Below are 22,359 nucleotides of genomic sequence, written 5' to 3' on the forward strand. Positions count from 1 at the left end.
GCAGGTACGAAAGTAGGTCATAGTGATCCGGTGGTTCTGAATGGAAGGGCCATCGCTCAACGGATAAAAGGTACTCCGGGGATAACAGGCTGATACCGCCCAAGAGTTCATATCGACGGCGGTGTTTGGCACCTCGATGTCGGCTCATCACATCCTGGGGCTGAAGTCGGTCCCAAGGGTATGGCTGTTCGCCATTTAAAGTGGTACGCGAGCTGGGTTTAGAACGTCGTGAGACAGTTCGGTCCCTATCTGCCGTGGGCGTTTGAGAATTGAGAGGGGTTGCTCCTAGTACGAGAGGACCGGAGTGAACGAACCGCTGGTGTTCGGGTTGTCATGCCAATGGCATTGCCCGGTAGCTACGTTCGGAACTGATAAGCGCTGAAAGCATCTAAGCGCGAAGCAGGCCTCGAGATGAGTTCTCACTAGACTTTTAAAGTCTCTGAAGGGCCGTTGAAGACTACAACGTTGATAGGCAAGATGTGGAAGTGGTGTGAGCCATTAAGCTAACTTGTACTAATTACCCGTGAGGCTTAACCATACAACGCCAAACGCGTTTTGTGTGATAGTTTAAGACAGAAGTTAATGACTAAAGTAGATTACTGACAGACTTAAAAAATATTATCAGATATTTTCCAAATTTATGAGGTGACTCTTAGCGCGTAGCGTTAACATTGAGGCACCTTGCGCAAAGGAAAAAGAAGCACTACGTGCTTGTCATAAATCCTTTGCACCTAATTTGCTTGGTGACAATAGCGTTTTGGACCCACCTGATCCCATGCCGAACTCAGTAGTGAAACGAAACAGCGCCGATGATAGTGTAGCATTTGCTATGTGAAAGTAGGACATTACCAGGCTTCAAATAAGCGAAACCCGTTACAGCAATGTGACGGGTTTTTTGCTTTCTAGGGTTTAGTAAATAGCCAAGACCTCATGTCGAACTCAATAGTCAAACAAAACAGCTCGAAGACGAGCCCAGGCCAACGATAGTGAAGCATTCGCTATGTGACTCTCCACGGCTGTTGGCACCACGACATTACCGGGCTTCAAATACAAGAAAGCTCGATTCGAAAGAGTCGGGCTTTTTGCTGTCTGGGGTTTGGTAAATAGCCAAGAGGCCATGCCGAACTGAATGTAGCCGCTCTCGTACATCCTGTACTTCACCGTATTTGTATTCCGATACACTAAATTAAACAGCGTAAGGTGAGTCCCCGCAAGGCAGTACTAAAACAATGATGGTGTCCCATTTCATTGTTATTTTTAAAGCCTTAATTATTTTTTTAGGGGGACTATCTCATGTAATTACTTAAGGAGCGTGATAATATAAAAATACTAGCGATTTGATAAAGCGTAGTGGTTAATACTTGCTATAAAAGTAAGTTATTACTAGTTTTGTTTTACTTTGCTTGTTAATAAGCTTTATGGGCTTTATGCTCTCCTTTCGTTAACGCTTTCACTCATTCAGGGTCTTCTATGTCTTTCTCCTTACTTATTGATGACTCATCTTCTTTAATAGAGTTTACTCGTATTTATCTTGCTCTGTTTTATACCTTTGTAGCTGTTTTTTATACATTTAGAATTATTTATATGACACGTACTTCCAAAGAAAGCATTGTTTTTTCTGGGGTTAAGTATTGTGCAAGTTGGTGGAATCACACCGCGTTTAAGTTTTTTAGAGCGTTAATATGGTTTATTTGTGTATTGCGGGTGTTTATACCATCGCTTGATAATTACCTAGGTGTTTTTACTGGTCTGAATGGTTGGCCTGGCGTTATGTTTGGTAATGCGCTGCTCACAGCTGGGTTTGCTTTGTCAATGATAGTTCATTTTAATATGGCCTCACTATGGCGCTCTGGAGTTGATCCAAACGGTCCACGGATATTAAAAACAAAAGGGCTCTATCAGTTTTCTAGAAACCCTATGTATTTGGGTGTTATAGCAGCTCAAGTAGGGTTTTTCTTAGCATTACCGAGTATATTTAGTTTGGTATGTTTAATCGTTGGAGTTGTAGCTATTCACAGGCAAACATTGGTAGAAGAAAAGCATTTATCCGAGAGCTTTACTGCTGAGTATAAGCAATATTCGCAGCTTGTACCCCGCTGGTTTTAGAGAGTGGTTATTTATCGATAAAATATTTAACAAATTCTTGTTTAGATACAGGCTTTGAAAAAAAGTATCCTTGGATGTAGTCACAATTTAACTGTTTCAGTAACCAATATTGTTTTTGATCTTCTACGCCTTCAGCAACGACTTCTACATTTAAGTTATGAGCCATTGTAATAATAGCTTTTACCAGAGCAATGCTGTTTTCATTTGTTTCTATGTCTTGTATAAACGAGCGATCAATTTTTAGTATGTCGATATCTAGCCGTTGTAAATAAGCCAGTGATGAATACCCTACACCAAAGTCATCAATAGCAACATCTATCTGAAATTCACTTAGGTGCTTTAACTGTCTTTTAAACTCTGCGTCAGTACCCATTAAAGTATTCTCTGTCACTTCAATTAAAATTGAGTGTGCGGGTAAGTTATATTGCTTACTATCCTGTATCCATTGATCAACCCATTCACCTGAACGATCAATTTCAAGTGGTGAGGTATTGATGCTTACTTGGATCAGCTTATTTGAAAGTGTATTAAATAAAATACAGTCTTGTATTGCTTGAAACTTAACCCATTTACCAATATCAGTTATTAATCCATTTTTTTCTGCTATGGGTATAAACTCATTAGGCCCGATTAATCCTCGTTTTGGATGATTCCAACGTATCAATGCTTCGGCTTTTACTACAGTTTTTCCATCTACTGAAAATATAGGTTGGTAGTACAATTCAAATTGATTTTCTTTAAGGGCATCCGCTATTTCTTCTATTAGTTTTCGCTTTTCAATCGCTTTATCTTCAATTGTGTAAGAGAAAAATTCGTATCTATTTCGGCCTTTCTTTTTAGACAAATACATTGCTTGGTCAGCACGTTTTACTAGCTTTTCTACTGTATTACCATGCTCAGGATAGAGAGTAACCCCAATACTTGCGGTAACACATACCGTTTCTTCTTTTAATTGTATTGGTTTCAATAATGCTTGCTTAATTTTATTAGCAACTTTAGCAGCCGATGTCAGGTTATCAACGCTCTTTAAAATTAATGTAAATTCGTCCCCACCTAATCTTGCAATTATATCTTCATTTTTAATACATTCTTTGAGTCTATTGGCCACATGATGTAAGAGTAAATCGCCATAGTCATGGCCTAGGCTATCGTTAATTTCTTTAAAACCATCAAGGTCTAAAAATATCAATGCAAAGCTCGTATTATCCATTTTGATAAGAGTTTGTATTTCTTCGTAGAAAAAACGACGATTAGGCAAGTCGGTTAAGCCATCCTGATATGCGTAGCGGTGAAGCTCGCTGTTAGCATTTTCAAGCTCTTGCGTACGCGCTTTAACCTGATTTTCAAGGGCGTGTTCGCGTTGTTCTATCGTATAGAGCATATCGTTAAAACAAACGGTTAATTCGCCAACCTCATCATTAGAAAGCTGCTCAGCGCGTAAGCTATAGTCATTTGATTTGGTGATATTGTTAGCTGTTTGAGCTAAATATAAAATGGGGCTTAGAAATCGCCGTCTTAATAACAATGAAATAGTTAGACTTACAGCAAAGGATAGTAGTGTAAGACCAATGATAAACTTTACATAAAACGCTATGCGATTATTTATATAGCTATTGTTGGCATAAATTATTAATTCACCAACATTGTTACCATCTAAAGTAAGTTGTTTTTTCACCTCAACAGCATGCTCAATATTATCAGAAAACATGTGCGAATTTGTTGTTGCTACAATTTCTCCCGTTCTATTGGTAACAATAGCAGACATAACATAGGTACGAGTAAGAATAGGCTTTATTAGCTCTTGAATTGCTTCTAAATCTTCAAATATAAGTGCGGTGGTTATATTGGGCGACATCATGTTTGATAAAGAATTCAGACTTTCTATTTGTTCGTCTTTGGCACTGCTTAATTCGTATGTACCAAATGCTACTGTCACAATACTACTTGAAATAAACGCTACGCTCATAAGTATAAAAAGTAGCTTCTTACTAATAGTGTCTAAGGTGAACAGACTTTTCATTTTAACTATCCACAACACGGGCAAGGCGCAATACTTTAGAGCTTATTGTTAAGCCACTTGATTTAAGATTTTTAGGTGATATTTCGAAGCGGACCTTACCGCTTGAGAGAAAAAACCTTATGTGCCCATTATTTTCTATGAACCCGTCACTTTCTCCCACTAATAAAATATTTTGAAAAGTTAAACTAGGTGTTTTTATCCAGTCTTGGTATGTTTTTGATGTAATAAATACTATGTCACACTGTTTCAGTGAGCTGTTGTTAAGTTTAATGTGTTTATTTATTAAAGGGCGCTTTTTAATACTGCGCTTGGTGAGTGCACTATCAGCAATATCAATAAATGCCTTATCTGGGCTACACATTGTAAAGTTACCATTGGCGTAGGTTGGTGTTTCCCAATTCGCAAAGCGAGCAAAGTTATATAAAAAGCCTGCTTTGAGCATATATTCTTTTTCTGTAGCAGCACTAATAGCACTAAAAAATAGTGCTATTACAATAATTAGGCTGCTAAATAAAAGTCTCAATTTCAACATTATATTTTCTTAAAAACGAGCTTTAATTGATAACGTAAAACATTCATCGATATAGTTTGGTAATGTGTAGGTTTCACGAGTGTTATCATATTCTATGTGAGAGCCTGCAAATAAGTTTTTGCCTGAGACCGCGGTTGACCACGTTTGGTTAATTTGATAATTCCACGTTATGTCCATTGTCGTGTAACGATCAGTGTTATAAGCGTCTGAGTTTTCAACTCTAAGCGTTGCAAAAATATTATGATCGCTAAAAAACGTATAATTCACTTTGCTAAATATTTGTCTGTTGGTTGAGTCAAAACCTATAGTCGGATTGACTCCCTCCGGTAAATCGTAAGCAATTTTTGTGTAGCTATACCCTAGTTCTGTACTTAGGTTATTAAAAGGTTGCCAAGTGGCGACTATATCAACCCCGTTAGTCGTTGTTTCACCCTCTGAGACAATATCAAGGTCAACACGGGTTTGAGTAAGCGCAAATGCGGCTTGTTCAAATTGACCGAGTTGAAAAAAACGTATCGCGGGCAAAAACTGATTAGGATCGGTGTTAAATCTAATTGCAGCTATATTATCGGCATCGGTATGAAATGCAGAAAAGTCCACAGAGGTGTTTTCACTTTCAAAACGGTAGCCCAACTCGTATGAAACATAGTTTTCTGATTCAACGTTGTCGTTGCCATTGAGGAAAGTTGCAATCGCATATTCATCAATAGCTCTAATCCCAGTACTTCCTCCGAGCGCCTCTTCTACAACCGTGCCATTCACTTTATAGTCATCATTAAACTCTATAAGGGTTGGTGTACGAACACTTCTAGATATGGCTCCCCAAATTAGGTGATTTTCTTGTGGCTTATAAATAACCCTAGCTGATGGTTGGTTTTCCCAACCAGTTAAATCATTGTGGTCGAGCCTAGTGCCAATAATAAGGTCTAGAGAGTTAGGTATTACATTGTATTGAGCCTGAATTAACCCGCCATACTGTTGAAGGTTGCTAAGGTTTTTATCACTGTCTAAAAATAGGCTCTCGTCAAAAGAGATATTGTTATACCTATAATTTAGCCCCCAATCTAGCTGCAAAGAGTCATATAAAAAGTTCATTTGGTAGTCTATGTCTATTGATTCAAAATTTTCTTTTATATAGGTCTGATTACCACTTTGCTTCAACCACGACACTTGCAACATTTGATTGGCATCTGGTGATATTCTATTTTCAAGGCGCGCCATAACGCGCGAATCTGTGCGTGATAAGTCATCCGAAAATAAAACATTTTTATTAGTTGCGTCAATGACTCCACGAAAGTTTTGGCCTAGGTTTGAGTGAGTAACGTCGCCTTGAACTAATGCCGACCATTCATCGCTAGGTGTAAAGTCAGTACGAAAACCAAAAGAATGTTGTTTTGCTGTGTCGGTAGGCTCTAACGAAATTCCTTTTTTTGATTCATTGGCATTTTTTACATGGCCATAAATACGATAGCTTCCTTTATTAGCTAAATCGTTGCCATAACGCACATTGGTATCAATATTTATTTGATTACCCGTAGTCGCATCGACATAAGCACCACGGGTATCAATACTGTTTTTAGTAATGATGTTGATAACACCATTATTTGCATTTGTGCCCCACAACAAGCCGCCTTGACCGCGAATAACTTCTATTCGTTCAATATCATAAAGTGGGACGTTAAGTGTTTCCCAGTAGACAGCAGCAAATTTAGGTGTATATAAGCTTTGCCCATCAACCATAACTAAAAGCTTACTTGAAAATCGAGACGCAACACCGCGCGAAGAAATTGCCCATTGGTTATTATCAAGTTGCCTAACTATAAGACCTGGCACCATTTTTAGCGCTTCAGGTACTGAGTTTGCACCCGACTTATATATTTGTTCTTTGCTTAATACATAGAGTGACGAGGCGGTATTAAATGCAGACTGTGCTCGCTTCATTGCAGACGTTACTTGCACATCCATTTCCATCAATGCGCTAAGGTCTAGATCTGCGTCTTCAAAAGGGTCTGCAATTACAAGCGGCGATAATAATAAAAATGGCCATAGTGATTGATACGAGAATTTCACTAAGGATCTCCTACCTAGTCAAAGATTATATAAGCGAGGTTGCTTTTTAAAACATTACATTAACATCGTAAAAGCTTTAAACATAGAAAATACGTTATCGTCATTAATAAAAATCTAGACTACTTTTATTAGTATATCATTAGCTCATATAGCAATTTTGATTAAAATAACATCGTTATTAAGTGTAAGTTTAAATGATTAATCATATATATTATCTTAAAGCAAAAGTATTAAGTCCATGTTTGATTGCTTTTTTTGCAACCTAAATCAGGTTGTTTCGCATACAAAATGCTTTGATAAATTAAAATGATGGTGATCCCTAATGGTGGCGTAATTAAATTTATTCTCAATAAGGCCTATCAATACTGGTTCAGGGTTAAAAAATAAATTAACCTTGCTGCATTTAATTATTACCAGAATATTTTATGAGTTTTATTTTTTCTGTACTGCTAGCTAGTCTTCCTGTTTTACCTGAGCCCGTTGCAAACAATGCCGTAGCTAAGGTTACAGTACAAAACCAAAGCTACTTTTTAAGTTTTATGGGGCTGGGTAAAAACAAACAACATACCGATGTACACAACAAGGTGTTTTCACTTAAATTAGGTGAGGGCGCATGGCAGCAGCAAGCGAATGTGCCTTCAAGTTTGCCACTAAAAGGGCGTTTAGCAAGTACTGCAGTGGGCTTAGGTGAATACGCCTATGTATTTGGTGGTTATACGGTAGATAGCGACCATACTGAAATTTCAAGTCCCGATGTGTACCGTTTTGATATAAAAAGCAATACATACAAACACCTTGCAAGTATGCCAGTACCGGTAGATGACAGTGTAGCGCTGAGCTACAAAGAGCGCTACATTTACCTTATTAGCGGCTGGCATAACGATGGCAACGTAAATTTAGTACAGGTATACGATACCCAAACTAACACATGGCAACAGGCATCACCTTTTTTAGGCGAGCCAGTATTTGGCCAGGCTGCTGCTATTAGTGGTAACACTATTGTTATATGCGATGGCGTTAAAACCCAAGCAAACCCAGATTCACGCCGCTCTTTTGCAGGTGTTGCGCAGTGTTTAAAAGGCACAATAGATGATAACAATGTGCAAAAAATAGATTGGCGCACGTTACCTCATCCTACAGGTGAGTCGCATTACCGTATGGCTGCTACAAGTTACAATGGCAACATTTACATGATGGCTGGTTCTAACAACCCCTATAACTATAACGGCATTGGTTATGATAAAAAGCCAGCACCGGCAAGTAAACACGTGTGGCGTTTTAATATTGAGCAAAATTCATGGCAAGTTCTATCGCCTTTAGCCGGAGGCACCATGGATCACCGCGGGCTACTTGAGCACAACGGGGCTTTATATCGTGTTGGAGGTATGAACAACCAACAACAAGTAATAAGCGATGTAACAGGTTATGAGGTAGCAAAGTGAATACGCTTTATATTACAGGCGCAGGGGTAAGCGCTGCTAGTGGTATACCTACTTTTAGGGGCGAAGATGGCTTTTGGACGATAGGCAGTAAAAACTATACGCCCATGGAAATGGCCACGCGTGCTATGTATCAAAACAATCCGCGCGAGTTTTTAGCCTGGTATTACAACCGCTTTGCAACGTATCGTAACCATGGCCCTAACGACGTACACCACTGGCTTAGCGATAAAAACTTAATAACCCAAAATATAGATGGGCTTGATGGCAAAGCGGGCAACAAAAATTACATAGCTATACACGGCAGGCTCGATCAAATGACGTTATTTCATGAACAAGTCGAAGCAGTTAAACCGCTAATGACCCCATGGGATAGCGTAGACGAAAGCCGCCTGCATGACTCTCTTTTTGAGCTATTTAATATTCAAAACCAAACGCCTGAGTTAAACCATTCATTTAAGCCCTTTGTTTTATTATTTGATGAATACTACTCCGAGCTTTACAGAATATCCGAAGCACAGCAGCGTATGCTCAATGCCGATAAAATGGTATTTATGGGTACCTCATTTAGTGTCAATATCACTCAAATGGCAATTGAAATAGCTCGAACTTACGACATACCTATTGAGGTGGTAGATCCTAATCCCGCGCATGCTTTACACCCAAATGTAAGCTATAAAAAAATGACTGCACTTGAGTATATCCAGCATTGCTAATTTATTTATGTAATTTAAAACTTACAAATAAATACATAAAAATATGCGTTTTGTTAACCCCAGTGATACATGTTGTTTTATAATGAAACTGTAAACCGAAATCGTTTAAAATAACATGACCTAAGAGAGTTACATGAGTGATTTAACTGCAATAGCCAATTTATCAATATTATTAGTAGAGCCGTCAGAGGTTCAGCAAAAACTGATAATTAAATCACTAACTCAATGTGGTGTAACGCAAGTAGAAACTGCAAGTAATCAAGCGCAAACGTTAGCATTGCTAGAAAAGTATCACCCAGATTTAGTTATTAGTAGCATGTACCTAGCCGATGGTACTGCAGACTCTTTGTTACAAAGCATTCGTTCGAACCCGCGCACAGAAAGCCAAGCGTTTATGTTGATCTCGAGCGAACGCAATAAAAAATACCTTGAGCAATTAAGGCAGTCGGGTGTATTAGCCATTTTACCTAAACCATTCAGTGCAGATGCAATTACACGCGCATTAAAAGCGACGCTCGACATAATTACAGAAGAAGAGGTCGAACTAGAGCACTTTGATGTCACACTTTTACGTGTACTTGTTGTTGATGATAGTCGTTTTGCGCGCAAGCATATTATTCGTGTGCTTGCTGGTATGGGAATTCCAGCCCCGGTTGAAGCAGAAGATGGCAAACAAGCAATTGAAAAACTTAACGAACAGTCATTCGACTTGATTGTTACCGATTACAACATGCCAGAAATGGATGGTCGCGAGTTAACCGAAACAGTGCGTGGCTCAAATGCTTACTCGCATATTCCTATTTTAATGGTGAGCTCAGAGGCAAACGACACCCACCTAGCCAATATTGCGCAAGCGGGCGTTGATGCCATTTGCGATAAACCGTTTGAACCCGCCACAGTGCGAGATTTGCTTTTCAAAATAATGTCGTGATAGACATTTTTTCATCACATGTATTTGAACGTGTGCAAAAGTAACAGCACTCGTTTTAAATACTTTTACATTTGGCCTAATCTGTATACAAGCAGCGCTGTTTTAGCGGTGTTTTTATTAAGCGAGGTTAAATCGGCGGTTTCGTTTTTAGTGTGCGCGCCACTGCCCATTAGGCCTAGGCCATCAAGCGCCATATCAACATGGTTTGCAGCAAACGAAATATCAGCCGCGCCGGCATTACGAGGGTTTGCGGCCACCACTTTGTTATAACCTAAGTCTTGGCTTGCTTGGCTATACAGTGCAAGCAGCTTTTTATTGCCCTCGGTGAGCCCCATTGGTGGGTAGCCGTCTTCAAAAATAAGCTCGGCTTGGCTGCCATTTAAGCTTTTAGCCACTATTTGCTGCATCACTTTTTTAGCGCCTTCTACCTGCTTTGGCGAAAGCGCTCGTAAATCACCCTCCACATGCACGGTTTGCGCAATTACGTTACTTTTACCAAACGCTGTGGCTGACGAGTTAGCACTGTCGTAATCGGCATTTGTACCGCCTACAATAAGCCCCGGGTTAAAGGTTAAATTAGGTTGCGTGGCAAGTTGCTCTCTAAAGTCATTTAAAATACGCGAGGCCTCGTAAATAGCGCCATAGCCCACGCTTTCACTAAATATTTGCGATGAATGTGCAGCATTGGCCGTTACATTTAATGTCCACCCGGTATAACCACGGCGCGCTGCCATCGCGGTTTTAATATTGTTATCGCCATTTTCATAGCCAAGCGCTACATCTGCCCATATTGCGCCATCAACAATGGCCTGTTTAGATAAGCTAAGTGGGCGACCGCTGCTTTCCTCATCGCCGGTAAGCAGTACTTTTACGCTCACGTTTTCTAGTAAATTAAGGGCTTGTAAGCTTTTAAGGGCGGTAATTATAATGGTATTGCCGCCTTTCATATCGGCTACACCCGGGCCGCTCGCTGTGTGTTCATCAATTTGTTTATAGGTAGTAAAGTTATCGTGTTTGGCAAACACAGTATCAAGGTGGCCGATCATCAGTATTTTTATTGCATTGGGGTTTTTACTCTCATGCGTAGCGAGTACATGACCTGCACGGTTAAACGTGCTGCCATCTAACCACTCAACCTTAAAGCCAATCGCTTTTAGTTGCTCACTTGCAAGCGCGCCTACTTTTTTTACACCTTCAATATTAAGTGAGCCGCTATTAATGTTTACCGCTTGTTCTATTTCTTTAAGCGCTTGCGGCATATTTTGCTCAACTTGTTTTACTATTTCAAGCTCATTTTTATCAAGCGCCGCATGGCTTGTAAGCGGTAGGGTACTCGCAAGGGTAAATATAAGTGCTTGGCTAAATTTTAAAAGTGACATAACAGCCTAATAATTGGAGAATAGTTCAGCTAATATGAAGTAAAAATACAGAGTATTCAATAGGGGAAGCAGAAGAGGGAGTAGCAAACTTTAATAGTAACTTAGCGCGAGATAGAGATATCATAATATTTATAAATGGTAATCACCTACTGTATTTGCTAATAATAAAGGATTGTTACTTTGGGAGACGGTTATCCGTTCTCCGAACTACGTTTATTAGCTGTCAAGGAGGATAAATTGGCAAAATTAAGAGTTTTTGTTTCGTCTACTTGTTACGATCTGGGAGTGGTACGCTCAGAACTTCGCCCATTTATAAAATCACTTGGGCATGAACCAGTAATGAGTGATTATGCTGATATCTTGTACGACCCAAGATCTCATACTCATGATAGTTGCATAAAGGAAGTACCAAACTGCGATATGGTTGTCCTAATTATAGGCTCGAGGTTTGGAGGTACGGGTATACCATCTATATTAGAAAACTTCGACTTTGAACACTTGAAAAGTACCTCTTCAAAAGCAGAGCTACTAGAGTCTAAAGATAAATTGTCGATTACACAGCTTGAAATACTAAAAGCAGCTGAACATTCAATTCCTATATATGCATTTGTTGATGAGAAAGTTTTTCATGATCATCATGTTTATGAAAAGAATAAAGGGAAGCCTGAGGTTATTGATGCAATAGAGTTCCCTTCGATACAAAAGAAAGAAACAGCAAAATATATTTTTGAATTCATAAACTACCTTACACACCGGACTCATAATAACAGTATCTTACCTTTTTCTAGGCTTGATGAGATAAAGGATAATCTTGTTGGTCAATGGTCACAACTTTTCCAAAGGTTGTTATCTGAACACCGAAATAGGGAAGTTGAGTCTAGGCGTTATAGAGATTTTTCTGAAAGACTAGAAGATTTGAAGTCAGTAGTAATGGCATCTATCGCGACTCCTGATCTTAGAGATACTGCTAGGGGAGCTATTCGTTATAGGCATTTGCTTACCTTTCTTTCTTCATTGCCGGCCTCAAATATTAAGGAGCTCTTAACATCAGACTTGTCATGGACAGCTCTTCTGAAAGAATTTGGAATCACTGGCATCAAGCAGGTTGAGAGTGATGAACGGATGAGACCAGAATTATTCTTAATCAAGACAGATGGTACATTTTATAAGTGTCGATATCATTTTGGAATTATGGAAGAAATACAGACAGATTGGGGAAGCTTTATACAAATTGATCAAGAAAGCCGTAAAGCGATTATTGATGTGACCCTAGAAGATCGAGACAGTAGAAGATACAGACCAGTGGCTCACGTTAATAAGCAATTTGAAGAGTATTTAGAAGAGATATATTTACAACAGAAGTTGGAACTAGATGAAGGCAAGCTTTAACAGGACTTTGCTTTTTGCATCTTTTGTTGATTGAAATTATGCTATTTCACCTTTCTATTTCATTAAATACAAACAACCATCAGGTTTAACGCCATTGGCATTAAACCTGACAGCTCAAACTCAACCAATCAACGTTAGTTAGTTAGTTGGCATTAAATAAATTTCGCGTACGCTGTTGCGCTGGTTTGCCTCTATTGCAAACAATACCGCGTCGGCTACATCTTGTGGGTCGAGTTTGTCGGGTTTAGCTTCATCAAAAAATGGGGTGTTTACCATGCCTGGGGCTATGGTGGTACAGCGGCCATTCCACTCGCTCATTTCCTCAGCTAAGTTTTGTCCAAACCCGTAAGCAAACCATTTAGTTGCACCGTAAATAGATCCTTTAATAGGCTTACGACCAGCGGCTGAGCTGGTTAATATAAAGTGGCCTTTGTTTTGGCGTAAATGTGGCAAGGTTGCTTTTGCCGTCCACAGCAGGGCTTTAATGTTTATGTCTACCATGGTTGACCATTCATTAGGATCGCCTTTTTCGGTACCTGCTGTTGAAACGCCCATACCTGCATTGGCAAATGCGGCATCTAGTCGGCCAAATTTTTTAAGCCCTTTTGTTACTACATTTTCAAGCTCGGTAAAGTCGGTGGCATCTGCGGGAACACTCAGTGCGTTATCTTCACCTAATGATTGTACTAATTTAGTTAATTTGTCTTCGCTTCTGGCTGTAAGTATTACTTTGTGGCCGTTATTAACGAGCGTTTTGGCGGTTGCTTCACCTATGCCACTTGAAGCACCTGTAATGAGGACTATTTTTTCTTTCGCCATTATTACTTCTCCTATGGTTACCTATTCAAAATTATAGAAATTCGATTAGTTAAATAATGCATTGAGTAAGATTTACCATAGCAGGTTGAGGTTAACCTAAATTGAACATACAGCGGCTCATTTAATAATTTTATTTTGCCGTGTGTATAAAAAATATAGGTTAATTTTATTTATGGCTATATACTCGCGCGGCTTTTTGTTAGCGCGTTTGTTTTTTGTTCTTGCGTTGGATTAAATCGGCACTAAATAGAGTGAAAATAATCCTGTAGGGTCAACAGTTACTTGGTCGTTAACGTTAAATTATGAGTTAAAACTAACTTGGCTCATTTAAATTTTGCTGTGTGACAGCTTTTTTATCGGAACAAATATGAAAGATAAACTTATTGTGTTTTGGCAAAGCCATTCAGAAACTATCATCACTTTAGGTTACAAAGTGGTATTAGCTTTGGCTATTTTAGTTGCGAGTGCACTTATTGCGCGCTCGGTAAAAAAAGCGATTAAAAATTCTAAGTCGCCATTAAAAAAAGTAGACGAAACGCTACTGCCGCTTTTATCGAGCATTGCGGGGTATTTAGTTTACATAATTGCTGGGCTGTTTATTTTAGATATTTTTGGCGTTAATACGGCAAGCTTAATAGCGCTAATGGGCGCGGCGGGTTTAGCGATTGGTTTGGCGCTTAAAAACACCTTAAGTAATATTGCTGCAGGAATTATGTTATTAATACTTAGGCCATTTAAAATAGGCGATTTTGTAGATGCAAGCGGCACACTTGGCACAGTAAAAGAAATAAACTTATTTACGACCATTTTTAAAACCACCGACGGCCTTTATATCGCATCACCTAACGGTAAAGTATGGGGCGGCAACATTAAAAACTTTACCCGTAACGGTAAAAGGCGCATGGATATAGTGGTGGGTATTTCGTACGCCGACTCTATTGATGTGGGCTTAAATGTACTTAAAGAACTCGCCGAATCAGAGAGCCGACTACTGGCAGAGCCAGCGCCTAAAGTAATGGTTACTTCAATAGGCGAAAGCGCAGTAAATATTCAATTACGTGCATGGGCTGTAAATGGCGATTACTGGCAAACCGTGTGGGATTTAAATAAACGCGTTAAAGAGGCCATAGAAGGCGCGGGGTTGAGTATTCCGTTTCCGCAGCGAACGCTGCATATATCTGAGTCGATGGCATCGGCAATAACAGTAAGTAAAGAAACTTAAACTCTATTAGCACAAAAACAAATAAAAATAGCGAGCCAAGGCTCGCTATTTTGGTTTCAAAAAATTTAACGCGCTAATTGAAAGTCGTATACTGAACCCAAATTAAGCAGTTGGGTTAACTCATCTAGCGCTTGGTAACTTTCGTTGAGTAAAGCAGGGTCAGCGAAGTCGTTTGCACCTAATTTATCGCGGTAGTTGCGTTTAGCCCAATCACAAAGCTGAGTGTATTTAGTATCGGTTAAAATAACCTCTGGGTTTACCGCAGCAAGTTCTTGCTCGTTAAGAGCTACACGTAAACGCAAGCAGGCAGGACCACCACCATTTTGCATACTTTGGCGCAGGTCAAAAAACTGTACTTGGTTTACTGGGTTATCGGCCATAATCATTTCTTCAATGTAGGCATTTACTGCACTATTACGTTGACACTCTTGCGGGGCAACTAACAGCATTGAACCATCATCTAAGCTAACTAGCTGGCTGTTAAATAAGTAACTGCTTACTGCGCCGTTGATGCTAACTTTATTTGATGGTACTTCAATTATATAAAATTCTTTATTACCAACGTACGCAGCTTTTACGTCTTGAAGTGCTTGCTCTTGGTTTAAAAATGCTTGCTGGTGGCAAAGTAATACATTTGCGTTGCCAACGGCAATTACATCGTTATGAAACACACCTTGGTCTATTACGTCGGGGTTTTGCTGAAGCAAAATTTGGCTCGATTCTTTTAAATTATGCAAACGACAAATAGCTTCTGAGGCTTCTAGTGTTTGCCTTGCAGGAAACTTAACCGGCTTAGGTAATTGGCTGTTAAAGGCGCTAGCGCCAAATACAAACATTTCTAGGCCTTGCTCACCATGGCTGTCGCAAAAACGGGTGTGATTTGCAGCGCCTTCGTCGCCAAAAAAGCCTTGATCAGGTAAATGAGTATGGTGTGTAAAATAACTATCGTTATTAAACATGGCTTTTAATAAGCGGGTAGTTGTAGCAGGCTCTAGCGAGCGATGAAACTTATTATTTAAATTAGCCGACGTAAAATGCACTTTGCCATCGAGTGTATCTGGCGAAGGTGAAACAGTTGCTGCGTTTGCAGTCCACATTGCAGAGGCGGAATAACATGCACGTAATAAAATAGGGTCGGCTTTAAATGCTTTATGAATGACTTGTGCGTCGTTACCGGTAAAGCCTAAACGACGAAGCACGTTTAAATCGGGGCGAGCGTGGGGCGCAAACACACCTTGTGTTAGGCCTTTATCGTGCATGGCTTTCATTTTTTCTAGGCCCTGTAATACGGCCTCTTGCGGGTTTGAAAAGCTTGTCGCGTTATTTAATGAGGCAACATTACCATACGATAAACCGGCATAGTTATGGGTTGGGCCCACTAATCCATCAAAATTCACTTCTAAGGCGCGCATACTTTTTCCAAAAAAATAATTAATATATAACAACAATACAATGCAATAGCTGCGCTTGCAAAGCGTATAGTCATTGGTTTTAAATATTTAATCTAATACGTTTTATTTAGTAGGAAGGTTTTATTTTATAGGCAGGGTGTAAAATTAAATAATGTACAAAAATGCAGTTGGGCTTATTTGCACAGCTTACGCTGCGTTTTTGTACATTACCGTGTTACTTAACATAGGCACGTTCTTTGTCGGCAGTAGTATGTGTATTGGTTGGCTCGTTTACCTGCCAAACGCTAATGTCTAAACGCCACAAAAGATAGAGGGTATGGTAAAAACTGATCATGGTTATTCCTTATTGAATCACTAAACACGTGTTTAATTAAGGGAGAATTGTGCCAATGTTAAGTTGAATATTTTATGAATATAAATCAGCTATTTAATTTATTTGCTTTATTTTGTGCAATTAAACTAGTACCAAAATAGGTAAGAATAGTCAATATTTGCACTTTTTTGGATCATAAAAACAACTCAGCCCAGCAAAAAATAAGCGGGGCTGGTTGAAGTAAAATACAAGCATAAGCCTGTTTAACGACTAACTTGCCCTTTTACTATTGGTTTGAACGACATGACTTTAAATTTACCGTGGCTCTCGTTTTGACCATTATTTAATACTGGCGAATGGTGTAGGTCGTTAACGGTAAAATATATTTTATGATCGGCGCCATAACTAAAGCCATCTGGCCAGCTTAAGCGCTCGTCTTTAAATAATACATGGTATTTACCGCTTGGTTTTACTACGCCAATTGCGCCGTTGGTAATGTCGGTAACATACACATTGCCGCCGCCATCAACAATAATACCGTCGGAAATTGGCTTGGTGCCGTAACGTTTAACTTTACTCTCAAGAGCGCTTGCGCTCAGGTTTTTATTGTTAATATCGCTTGTGGCAATACGGTAAACCGACATGCCAGACATAGAGCCAAAGTAAAGCCACTGTTCACTTGGGTCGAGTGTGATTGGGTTTACGCCTAAACGAGCTGGTTGGCCACCTAGTTTCATGGTGCGCCCTTCAATGACCATATCGATGTTTTCGGCTGTGGTGTATTGGCTATTTTGTAATACTCTGCGCGCCTCACCAGTTTTTAAATTTACGGTAAGAATAGCGGCTTGGCTGCCTTGTGCGGTATCGGCGATGTATACAACACCGTGTTTATTATCGATGACTAAATCGTTTAAAAACGAGGTGTCGGTAATGGTGGGTTTAGCTAAGTAAATTATTTTATGCAGCTGCTCTTTATTGGTATCCCAACCGACTAAACGCCCAGCATGATCAGGGCCTGATGTATCAAGCATCCATAACACGCCATCGGCTGATACATTTATGCCAAGTACATCGTAAAAGCCTTTGCCGTTTTTATACGCATATGCCCATTCTTCATTAGGGTAGGGTTTGGTGGTGCCATCACTTAATAGCTCCATAATTTTTTGTTTTTGGCCGTAAAAACCATGTACCGATAAAAACTTACGACCCGATGGTGTAATAGCAATATTCCCCGGTGGGTGCTGGGCGTCGAATGTGGCGACTGTGTTTAAATCGGTGTTAGTATTTAGGGTATTAGCAAATGCACTGCCTGTTAAAAACGCGGTGCTACAGGCTGCTGCTAAAAGTATTTTTTTAATCTGATTCATGCTTCAAAGCCTTCTAAAACAAGTTTACCGCGTGAGGTGTGCGATTCTAAAATTTGGTGCGCTTTATATAAATTAGCAGCGTTTATTGGGCCTAAATTTTGCCCAAGCGTGGTTTTAAGTGTACTTGAGTCTATAAGCTCACTAATTTCATTAAGTAAGGTGTGCTGCGCTGTTATATCAGCTGTAGTAAATAGCGAGCGGGTAAACATAAACTCCCAATGCACTGAAATACATTTTTGCTTAAATTTTAAAATATCGAACGATGTAGGGTCGTCTATTAGCGCAAATTTACCTTGAGGTTTAATACACTCCACTATTTGGTCTTGGTATTGGTCGGTATGGGTTAAGCCAATAACGTAATCAAACTCAGCTAACCCCAGTTCTTTGCGCTGCTCGTTTAAGTTTTTAGAATGATCGAGTACATGATCGGCTCCTAACTCTTTAAGCCAGGTTACGCTTTGCTCGCGTGATGCAGTACTTACTACGTTTAGCCCAGTAAGCTGCTTGGCAAGCTGTACTAAAATAGAGCCAACGCCACCAGCGGCGCCAATAACTAAAATAGATTGCTGAGTATTTTGCTTATTTTTAGGCACTTGCAGGCGATCAAACAGCATTTCGTAGGCGGTTATGCTGGTTAGTGGCAGCGCTGCGGCTTGTGCGTCGGTTAATGTTTTAGGTGCGCGCCCTACAATACGCTCATCAACTAATTGAAATTGCGCATTACTGCCTTGGCGCGATAAATCGCCGGCGTAAAATACACGATCCCCCACATTAAATAACGAAACCGACTCGCCAACGGCTTTTACAACGCCTACGCCGTCCCAACCTAATACTTTGTAGCCTTGCTCTGGCGCTACATTGGCACGTATTTTTGTATCTACAGGGTTTATTGAAATAGCATTTACTTCAATAAGTAGGTCGTGCCCGGTGGCGGTTGGGGTATCAAGTTCAATTGCTTGTATGGAGCTGGGTGTAAGCGTTTTAGAGTTTTTGCTGTAGCCAAATGCTTTCATGTGGGTTCCTGATGATTTTAAGTACTTTTTAATTTGTAAGCACTATAGCTCAGTTGAAAAATAGAAAAAGACATGAAAAACTAAAGCACTTTCAAATTTTAATTGAAAATATGCGATCATTTAACGATATTCAAACCTTTATAGATGTAGCCAGTTGTGCCAGTATTTCTGAAGCCGCACGGCAAAACGCGCAAACCCCAGCGGCGGTAAGTGCGGCTATTAAGCGCCTAGAAAAAGATTTAGGAAACGTGCTGTTTATTCGCTCTACCCGCAGTTTACGATTAAGTGTGGCAGGGGAGCAGTTTTTAAGTTACGCCAAAGATTCACTTTCGCTTATTCAACAAGGGGTAGCTGCAGTACAAACCGCTGTGGGCGAAGTAACAGGGACACTACAGGTATCGGCCCCGTGCGATTTAGGGCGTAATAAACTAAGTGAATGGCTTAATGAGTTTTTAGCGCAATACCCGCATGTAAAACTTAAACTGCACTTAAGTGACGAAGTAAGCGACATTTACAGCCAATCAATTGATATTGCACTGCGCTTTGGTGTACCAAAAGATTCGCAGTTAATTGCAGCGCCACTTTTTTTAAATAATGCGCGTATTTTAGTTGCCTCTCCTGAATATGTAGCAAACAATGGGTTGCTTACACACCCCCTAAACTTAACGCAGCACACCACTATTACGTTTATGCGCTTTGGCGAAGTATTTAAAGAATGGCGGTTTTATAAAAATGGCGCGGTACAAAAAGTGCAGCTAAATTGCCAACACATAGTAAACGATGGCGAAATGGTTAGGCGCTGGGCACTAGAGGGCAAAGGCATTGCGTATAAATCGTACTTGGATGTAATTGATGATTTAGCAAGTGGGGAGCTCGTTCATTTATGCCCTGACTGGCAAAGTGATCCGCTACCGCTTTATATGATGTACGCCGACCGGCGCCTAATGACCCCGGTGATCACGGCATTTAGGGCGTTTATTCAACAAAAAATAACCGCGTTAGTTGGCTAACTCATCGTCGCTTTTAGTATTTAAATCGTTTACCACTAAGTCAAGCAGCTGCATAAGCTGTTTGGCTTGTGTGGGATCTACACTTTCAAATTTACATAATATATTTTTTGGAATATCAGCGGCGTCGTTTTTAAGGGCTTGCCCACTTTGGGTAAGCTGAATTAGGCGTTTACGCTTATCGTGCTCGTCTTTAATAACTGCTAGCAGAGACTTTTCGGTCATTTTTTTGAGTATTTGGGTCATAGCGCCGCCATCAATAGCGGTTTTATCTATTAGCTGCGCGATGGTTATTTTGTCTTGCTCCCACAGCGCCATCATTACTACATACTGCGGATACGTTAAATTAAGTGCAGCTAAAGGCTCACGGTAAGCGCGTGCAATGCTATTTGATGCCATATATAGCCTATGACACAGCTGATTTTTTAATTTTAATTGCTCAAATGACATACCCAACTCCTAGTGCGTTAATACCTTCAACTCAAAAAACATTTTAATTTGCATGCAAAGTATTTGCAATCTCTAATTACTTGGCCTATTATTTTGCATGCAAACTAAATTAATTGATAAACTTTGGAGTTCACTATGAATGTATTACAAAACGTTGCCTACACAGCAAAAGCAACTGCAACCGGTGGCCGTGAAGGTGTAGCTAAATCAGACGATGGCCGTTTAAATGTAAACTTATCAACCCCAAAAGGGCTAGGTGGCGACGACGGGCAAGGCACTAACCCAGAGCAATTATTTGCAGCTGGTTATGCAGCGTGCTTTATTGGTGCACTAAAATTTGTAGCAGGTAGCGAAAAAATTGCGCTACCAAGTGATACACACATTAACTCTGAAGTATCTATTGGCGCGATTGAAGGCGGGTTTGGCATTGCAGTTAAATTAGCTGTATCACTAGGTGATATGGATAAAGCAGCAGCGCAAGAACTTGTAAATAAAGCACACCAAGTATGCCCATACTCAAACGCTACACGCGGTAACATTGAAGTAGAGCTTTCGGTTATTTAATTAACTGATTACTTAGCATTGTAATAGCCCAGTGGTTTGCCACTGGGCTTTTTTGTGCGCTGCAATTTACTAGAGGTCACATTAATTGAAGCGGGCTTTAAATAAATATACGGAAAATCGTATATTCACTATTTCATATATTATGATTTTGTTTTATTGTATGCACACTAACAAAACGAGGATGCTATGGAACAACTCAACCCACTTCAATTTTACAAATGCTTAGCCGACGATACGCGCTTAAAAGCCATGTTATTAATTAGCCATGAGCAAGAGCTATGTGTGTGTGAGCTTGTTGCCGCGCTTGAACTTAGTCAGCCTAAAGTGTCGCGCCATTTAGCGCAGCTTAGGCAATGTGGCTTATTGAGCGACCGTAAGCAAAATCAATGGGTGTACTACAGCATTAATAAAGCCCTGCCACAGTGGGCTCTTAGTGTAATAACACAAACACAAAACGAAAATTCTGCGTTTTATAACGACGATTTAAATCGACTCAATGCAATGGGTAATCGCCCAGAGCGTGCAGCAAGCTGCTGTTAATTTAGCAAATTGGTATAACTTTACTAAAGGTATTTATTATGACAATTAAAGTAGGTATTAACGGCTTTGGCCGTATGGGACGTTTAACACTGCGCGCAGCACTAGAGTGGCCAGAAGTAGAATTTATTAAAGTAAACGATGTAGCGGGCGATGCTAAAACACATGCCCATTTATTAGAGTTTGACTCAGTGCACGGGCGTTTAGCGCACAGCGTTACAGCAAACGAGAATAGCTTTAGTGTGGCTAAACATACTATTGCCGTTACCAATAACAAAACCATTAGCGATACTGATTGGTCTGATTGCGATGTAGTGATAGAAGCCAGCGGTAAAATGAAAACCACTGAGCTGTTAAATCAATATTTAGCACAAGGTGTTAAGCGCGTTGTGGTAACCGCTCCGGTAAAAGAAGACGGTATTTTAAATGTGGTTATGGGCGTTAACGATGATTTATATAACCCAGATGAGCACAAAATTGTGACAGCGGCTTCGTGTACGACTAACTGTTTAGCGCCTATTGTAAAAGTACTGCAAGAAAAAGTAGGCATTAAGCACGGCTCAATGACCACTATTCACGATATTACCAATACCCAAACTATTATTGATGCGCCACATAAAGACTTACGCCGTGCTCGTTCGTGCGGGACAAGTTTAATACCTACCACAACCGGTAGTGCAACAGCCATTACGCATATATTCCCTGAGCTAAAAGGTAAGTTAAATGGCCATGCCGTGCGCGTACCGTTAACTAACGCATCTATTACCGACTGTGTATTTGAGCTTGAGCGTGGAGTTACTGCAACAGAGGTGAATGAATGGTTTGCTCAGGCGTCTAAAAACGAGCTTGCAGGTGTATTAGGTTACGAAGAAAAACCGCTGGTATCGATTGATTACAAAACCGATCCACGTAGTAGCATTATTGATGCGCTCTCTACCATGGTTATAAATAATACCCAGCTTAAATTATACGCTTGGTACGATAACGAATGGGGCTACGCTAATCGTACCGCCGAGCTAATGCTTAAAGTTGCTAAAAGCGACTTGGTTTAACCATTTATAAGGTTTAAAGGG

The 22,359-nt window shown here is 40.0% G+C and carries 19 protein-coding genes and 2 rRNA genes; 12 read left to right on the forward strand and 9 right to left on the reverse strand.

The window, feature by feature from the left end:
* The 3 genes from ATS76_RS07380 to ATS76_RS07390 all read left to right on the forward strand — a co-directional run.
* Positions 1-538: ribosomal RNA gene (locus tag ATS76_RS07380) — 23S ribosomal RNA — on the forward strand; the annotation flags it as partial.
* Between the two features lie 201 nt (positions 539-739).
* A 5S ribosomal RNA gene (rrf, locus tag ATS76_RS07385) occupies positions 740-854 on the forward strand.
* A 616-nt stretch (positions 855-1,470) separates the two neighbouring features.
* Positions 1,471-2,106, forward strand: coding sequence for a methyltransferase family protein (locus ATS76_RS07390; RefSeq protein WP_058551625.1), 636 nt, complete (start codon positions 1,471-1,473; stop codon positions 2,104-2,106).
* A 7-nt stretch (positions 2,107-2,113) separates the two neighbouring features.
* Here the strand turns inward: ATS76_RS07390 and ATS76_RS07395 are convergent, their stop codons facing one another.
* The 3 genes from ATS76_RS07395 to ATS76_RS07405 are packed head-to-tail and all read right to left on the reverse strand — an operon-like array spanning position 2,114 to position 6,728.
* Positions 2,114-4,126 carry a putative bifunctional diguanylate cyclase/phosphodiesterase gene (locus tag ATS76_RS07395; protein WP_058551626.1) on the reverse strand — a complete coding sequence of 671 codons (2,013 nt, stop codon included), beginning with the start codon at positions 4,124-4,126 and terminating at the stop codon, positions 2,114-2,116.
* A gap of 1 nt (position 4,127) precedes the next feature.
* Complete coding sequence (locus tag ATS76_RS07400) at positions 4,128-4,658, reverse strand: YfiR family protein (protein ID WP_082664330.1); 531 nt, start codon at positions 4,656-4,658, stop codon at positions 4,128-4,130.
* Positions 4,659-4,667: 9 nt separating this feature from the next.
* Complete coding sequence (locus ATS76_RS07405; protein WP_058551627.1) at positions 4,668-6,728, reverse strand: TonB-dependent receptor plug domain-containing protein; 2,061 nt, start codon at positions 6,726-6,728, stop codon at positions 4,668-4,670.
* A 425-nt stretch (positions 6,729-7,153) separates the two neighbouring features.
* Here ATS76_RS07405 and ATS76_RS07410 point away from each other — a divergent pair, with 425 nt between their 5' ends.
* From ATS76_RS07410 to ATS76_RS07420, 3 genes are all read left to right on the forward strand, one after another.
* Positions 7,154-8,170 carry a Kelch repeat-containing protein gene (locus ATS76_RS07410; protein WP_058551628.1) on the forward strand — a complete coding sequence of 339 codons (1,017 nt, stop codon included), beginning with the start codon at positions 7,154-7,156 and terminating at the stop codon, positions 8,168-8,170.
* Positions 8,167-8,883, forward strand: coding sequence for an SIR2 family NAD-dependent protein deacylase (locus ATS76_RS07415; protein ID WP_058551629.1), 717 nt, complete (start codon positions 8,167-8,169; stop codon positions 8,881-8,883). The genes ATS76_RS07410 and ATS76_RS07415 overlap by 4 nt, the downstream gene beginning before the upstream one ends.
* Positions 8,884-9,016: 133 nt before the next feature.
* The gene (locus ATS76_RS07420) at positions 9,017-9,814 is read left to right on the forward strand and encodes a response regulator transcription factor (protein WP_058551630.1); all 798 of its coding nucleotides are present in this window, start codon (positions 9,017-9,019) and stop codon (positions 9,812-9,814) included.
* Positions 9,815-9,879: 65 nt separating this feature from the next.
* Here ATS76_RS07420 and ATS76_RS07425 read toward each other — a convergent pair whose 3' ends face one another.
* Entirely contained in the window at positions 9,880-11,193 is a 1,314-nt protein-coding gene (locus ATS76_RS07425) for a M20/M25/M40 family metallo-hydrolase (protein WP_058551631.1), read from the reverse strand.
* A 237-nt stretch (positions 11,194-11,430) separates the two neighbouring features.
* Here ATS76_RS07425 and ATS76_RS07430 point away from each other — a divergent pair, with 237 nt between their 5' ends.
* The gene (locus ATS76_RS07430) at positions 11,431-12,582 is read left to right on the forward strand and encodes a DUF4062 domain-containing protein (protein WP_160327115.1); all 1,152 of its coding nucleotides are present in this window, start codon (positions 11,431-11,433) and stop codon (positions 12,580-12,582) included.
* Positions 12,583-12,720: 138 nt separating this feature from the next.
* Here ATS76_RS07430 and ATS76_RS07435 read toward each other — a convergent pair whose 3' ends face one another.
* A complete protein-coding gene (locus tag ATS76_RS07435) occupies positions 12,721-13,401 on the reverse strand; it encodes an SDR family oxidoreductase (RefSeq protein WP_058551633.1) in 681 nt (226 codons plus the stop codon).
* 367 nt (positions 13,402-13,768) lie between these two features.
* Here ATS76_RS07435 and ATS76_RS07440 point away from each other — a divergent pair, with 367 nt between their 5' ends.
* Positions 13,769-14,623 (forward strand): mechanosensitive ion channel family protein, encoded by an 855-nt coding sequence (locus ATS76_RS07440; protein ID WP_058551634.1) that lies wholly within the window; start codon positions 13,769-13,771, stop codon positions 14,621-14,623.
* A 65-nt stretch (positions 14,624-14,688) separates the two neighbouring features.
* Here the strand turns inward: ATS76_RS07440 and astB are convergent, their stop codons facing one another.
* From astB to ATS76_RS07455, 3 genes are all read right to left on the reverse strand, one after another.
* On the reverse strand, positions 14,689-16,035 hold the full coding sequence (astB, locus tag ATS76_RS07445) for an N-succinylarginine dihydrolase (RefSeq protein WP_058551635.1): 1,347 nt from the start codon (positions 16,033-16,035) through the stop codon (positions 14,689-14,691).
* Positions 16,036-16,611: 576 nt separating this feature from the next.
* Positions 16,612-17,715: an L-dopachrome tautomerase-related protein gene (locus tag ATS76_RS07450; protein WP_058551636.1), complete on the reverse strand. Its 1,104-nt coding sequence runs from the start codon at positions 17,713-17,715 to the stop codon at positions 16,612-16,614.
* A complete protein-coding gene (locus ATS76_RS07455) occupies positions 17,712-18,728 on the reverse strand; it encodes a zinc-binding alcohol dehydrogenase family protein (RefSeq protein ID WP_058551637.1) in 1,017 nt (338 codons plus the stop codon). The genes ATS76_RS07450 and ATS76_RS07455 overlap by 4 nt, the downstream gene beginning before the upstream one ends.
* Before the next feature lie 110 nt (positions 18,729-18,838).
* Between ATS76_RS07455 and ATS76_RS07460 the strand changes: the two genes are divergently transcribed.
* A complete protein-coding gene (locus ATS76_RS07460; RefSeq protein WP_235590918.1) occupies positions 18,839-19,738 on the forward strand; it encodes a LysR family transcriptional regulator in 900 nt (299 codons plus the stop codon).
* Here ATS76_RS07460 and ATS76_RS07465 read toward each other — a convergent pair.
* Positions 19,727-20,185 carry a MarR family winged helix-turn-helix transcriptional regulator gene (locus tag ATS76_RS07465; RefSeq protein WP_058551639.1) on the reverse strand — a complete coding sequence of 153 codons (459 nt, stop codon included), beginning with the start codon at positions 20,183-20,185 and terminating at the stop codon, positions 19,727-19,729. The two genes, ATS76_RS07460 and ATS76_RS07465, sit on opposite strands and share 12 nt — an antisense overlap.
* 135 nt (positions 20,186-20,320) lie before the next feature.
* Here ATS76_RS07465 and ATS76_RS07470 point away from each other — a divergent pair, with 135 nt between their 5' ends.
* The 3 genes from ATS76_RS07470 (at position 20,321) to ATS76_RS07480 (ending at position 22,338) form a co-directional block, all read left to right on the forward strand.
* On the forward strand, positions 20,321-20,749 hold the full coding sequence (locus tag ATS76_RS07470) for an organic hydroperoxide resistance protein (protein WP_029773654.1): 429 nt from the start codon (positions 20,321-20,323) through the stop codon (positions 20,747-20,749).
* Positions 20,750-20,935: 186 nt separating this feature from the next.
* Positions 20,936-21,289 (forward strand): metalloregulator ArsR/SmtB family transcription factor, encoded by a 354-nt coding sequence (locus tag ATS76_RS07475; protein WP_058551640.1) that lies wholly within the window; start codon positions 20,936-20,938, stop codon positions 21,287-21,289.
* A gap of 38 nt (positions 21,290-21,327) precedes the next feature.
* Entirely contained in the window at positions 21,328-22,338 is a 1,011-nt protein-coding gene (locus tag ATS76_RS07480; RefSeq protein ID WP_058551641.1) for an ArsJ-associated glyceraldehyde-3-phosphate dehydrogenase, read from the forward strand.
* Positions 22,339-22,359 lie beyond the last annotated feature (21 nt).

The organism is Pseudoalteromonas sp. 10-33 (genome assembly GCF_001469195.1).
GTDB lineage: Bacteria > Pseudomonadota > Gammaproteobacteria > Enterobacterales > Alteromonadaceae > Pseudoalteromonas.

What these genes read in the sequence shown, in the direction of transcription:
- ATS76_RS07440 (WP_058551634.1), top strand. Translation starts at nt 13,769, where the DNA reads ATGAAAGATAAACTTATTGTGTTTTGGCAAAGCCATTCAGAAACTATC.
- ATS76_RS07425 (WP_058551631.1), bottom strand. Translation starts at nt 11,193, where the DNA reads ATGTCACTTTTAAAATTTAGCCAAGCACTTATATTTACCCTTGCGAGT.
- ATS76_RS07460 (WP_235590918.1), top strand. Translation starts at nt 18,839, where the DNA reads ATGCGATCATTTAACGATATTCAAACCTTTATAGATGTAGCCAGTTGT.
- ATS76_RS07475 (WP_058551640.1), top strand. Translation starts at nt 20,936, where the DNA reads ATGGAACAACTCAACCCACTTCAATTTTACAAATGCTTAGCCGACGAT.
- ATS76_RS07390 (WP_058551625.1), top strand. Translation starts at nt 1,471, where the DNA reads ATGTCTTTCTCCTTACTTATTGATGACTCATCTTCTTTAATAGAGTTT.
- ATS76_RS07450 (WP_058551636.1), bottom strand. Translation starts at nt 17,715, where the DNA reads ATGAATCAGATTAAAAAAATACTTTTAGCAGCAGCCTGTAGCACCGCG.
- astB (WP_058551635.1), bottom strand. Translation starts at nt 16,035, where the DNA reads ATGCGCGCCTTAGAAGTGAATTTTGATGGATTAGTGGGCCCAACCCAT.
- ATS76_RS07480 (WP_058551641.1), top strand. Translation starts at nt 21,328, where the DNA reads ATGACAATTAAAGTAGGTATTAACGGCTTTGGCCGTATGGGACGTTTA.
- ATS76_RS07470 (WP_029773654.1), top strand. Translation starts at nt 20,321, where the DNA reads ATGAATGTATTACAAAACGTTGCCTACACAGCAAAAGCAACTGCAACC.
- ATS76_RS07465 (WP_058551639.1), bottom strand. Translation starts at nt 20,185, where the DNA reads ATGTCATTTGAGCAATTAAAATTAAAAAATCAGCTGTGTCATAGGCTA.
- ATS76_RS07410 (WP_058551628.1), top strand. Translation starts at nt 7,154, where the DNA reads ATGAGTTTTATTTTTTCTGTACTGCTAGCTAGTCTTCCTGTTTTACCT.
- ATS76_RS07455 (WP_058551637.1), bottom strand. Translation starts at nt 18,728, where the DNA reads ATGAAAGCATTTGGCTACAGCAAAAACTCTAAAACGCTTACACCCAGC.
- ATS76_RS07400 (WP_082664330.1), bottom strand. Translation starts at nt 4,658, where the DNA reads ATGTTGAAATTGAGACTTTTATTTAGCAGCCTAATTATTGTAATAGCA.
- ATS76_RS07435 (WP_058551633.1), bottom strand. Translation starts at nt 13,401, where the DNA reads ATGGCGAAAGAAAAAATAGTCCTCATTACAGGTGCTTCAAGTGGCATA.
- ATS76_RS07420 (WP_058551630.1), top strand. Translation starts at nt 9,017, where the DNA reads ATGAGTGATTTAACTGCAATAGCCAATTTATCAATATTATTAGTAGAG.
- ATS76_RS07395 (WP_058551626.1), bottom strand. Translation starts at nt 4,126, where the DNA reads ATGAAAAGTCTGTTCACCTTAGACACTATTAGTAAGAAGCTACTTTTT.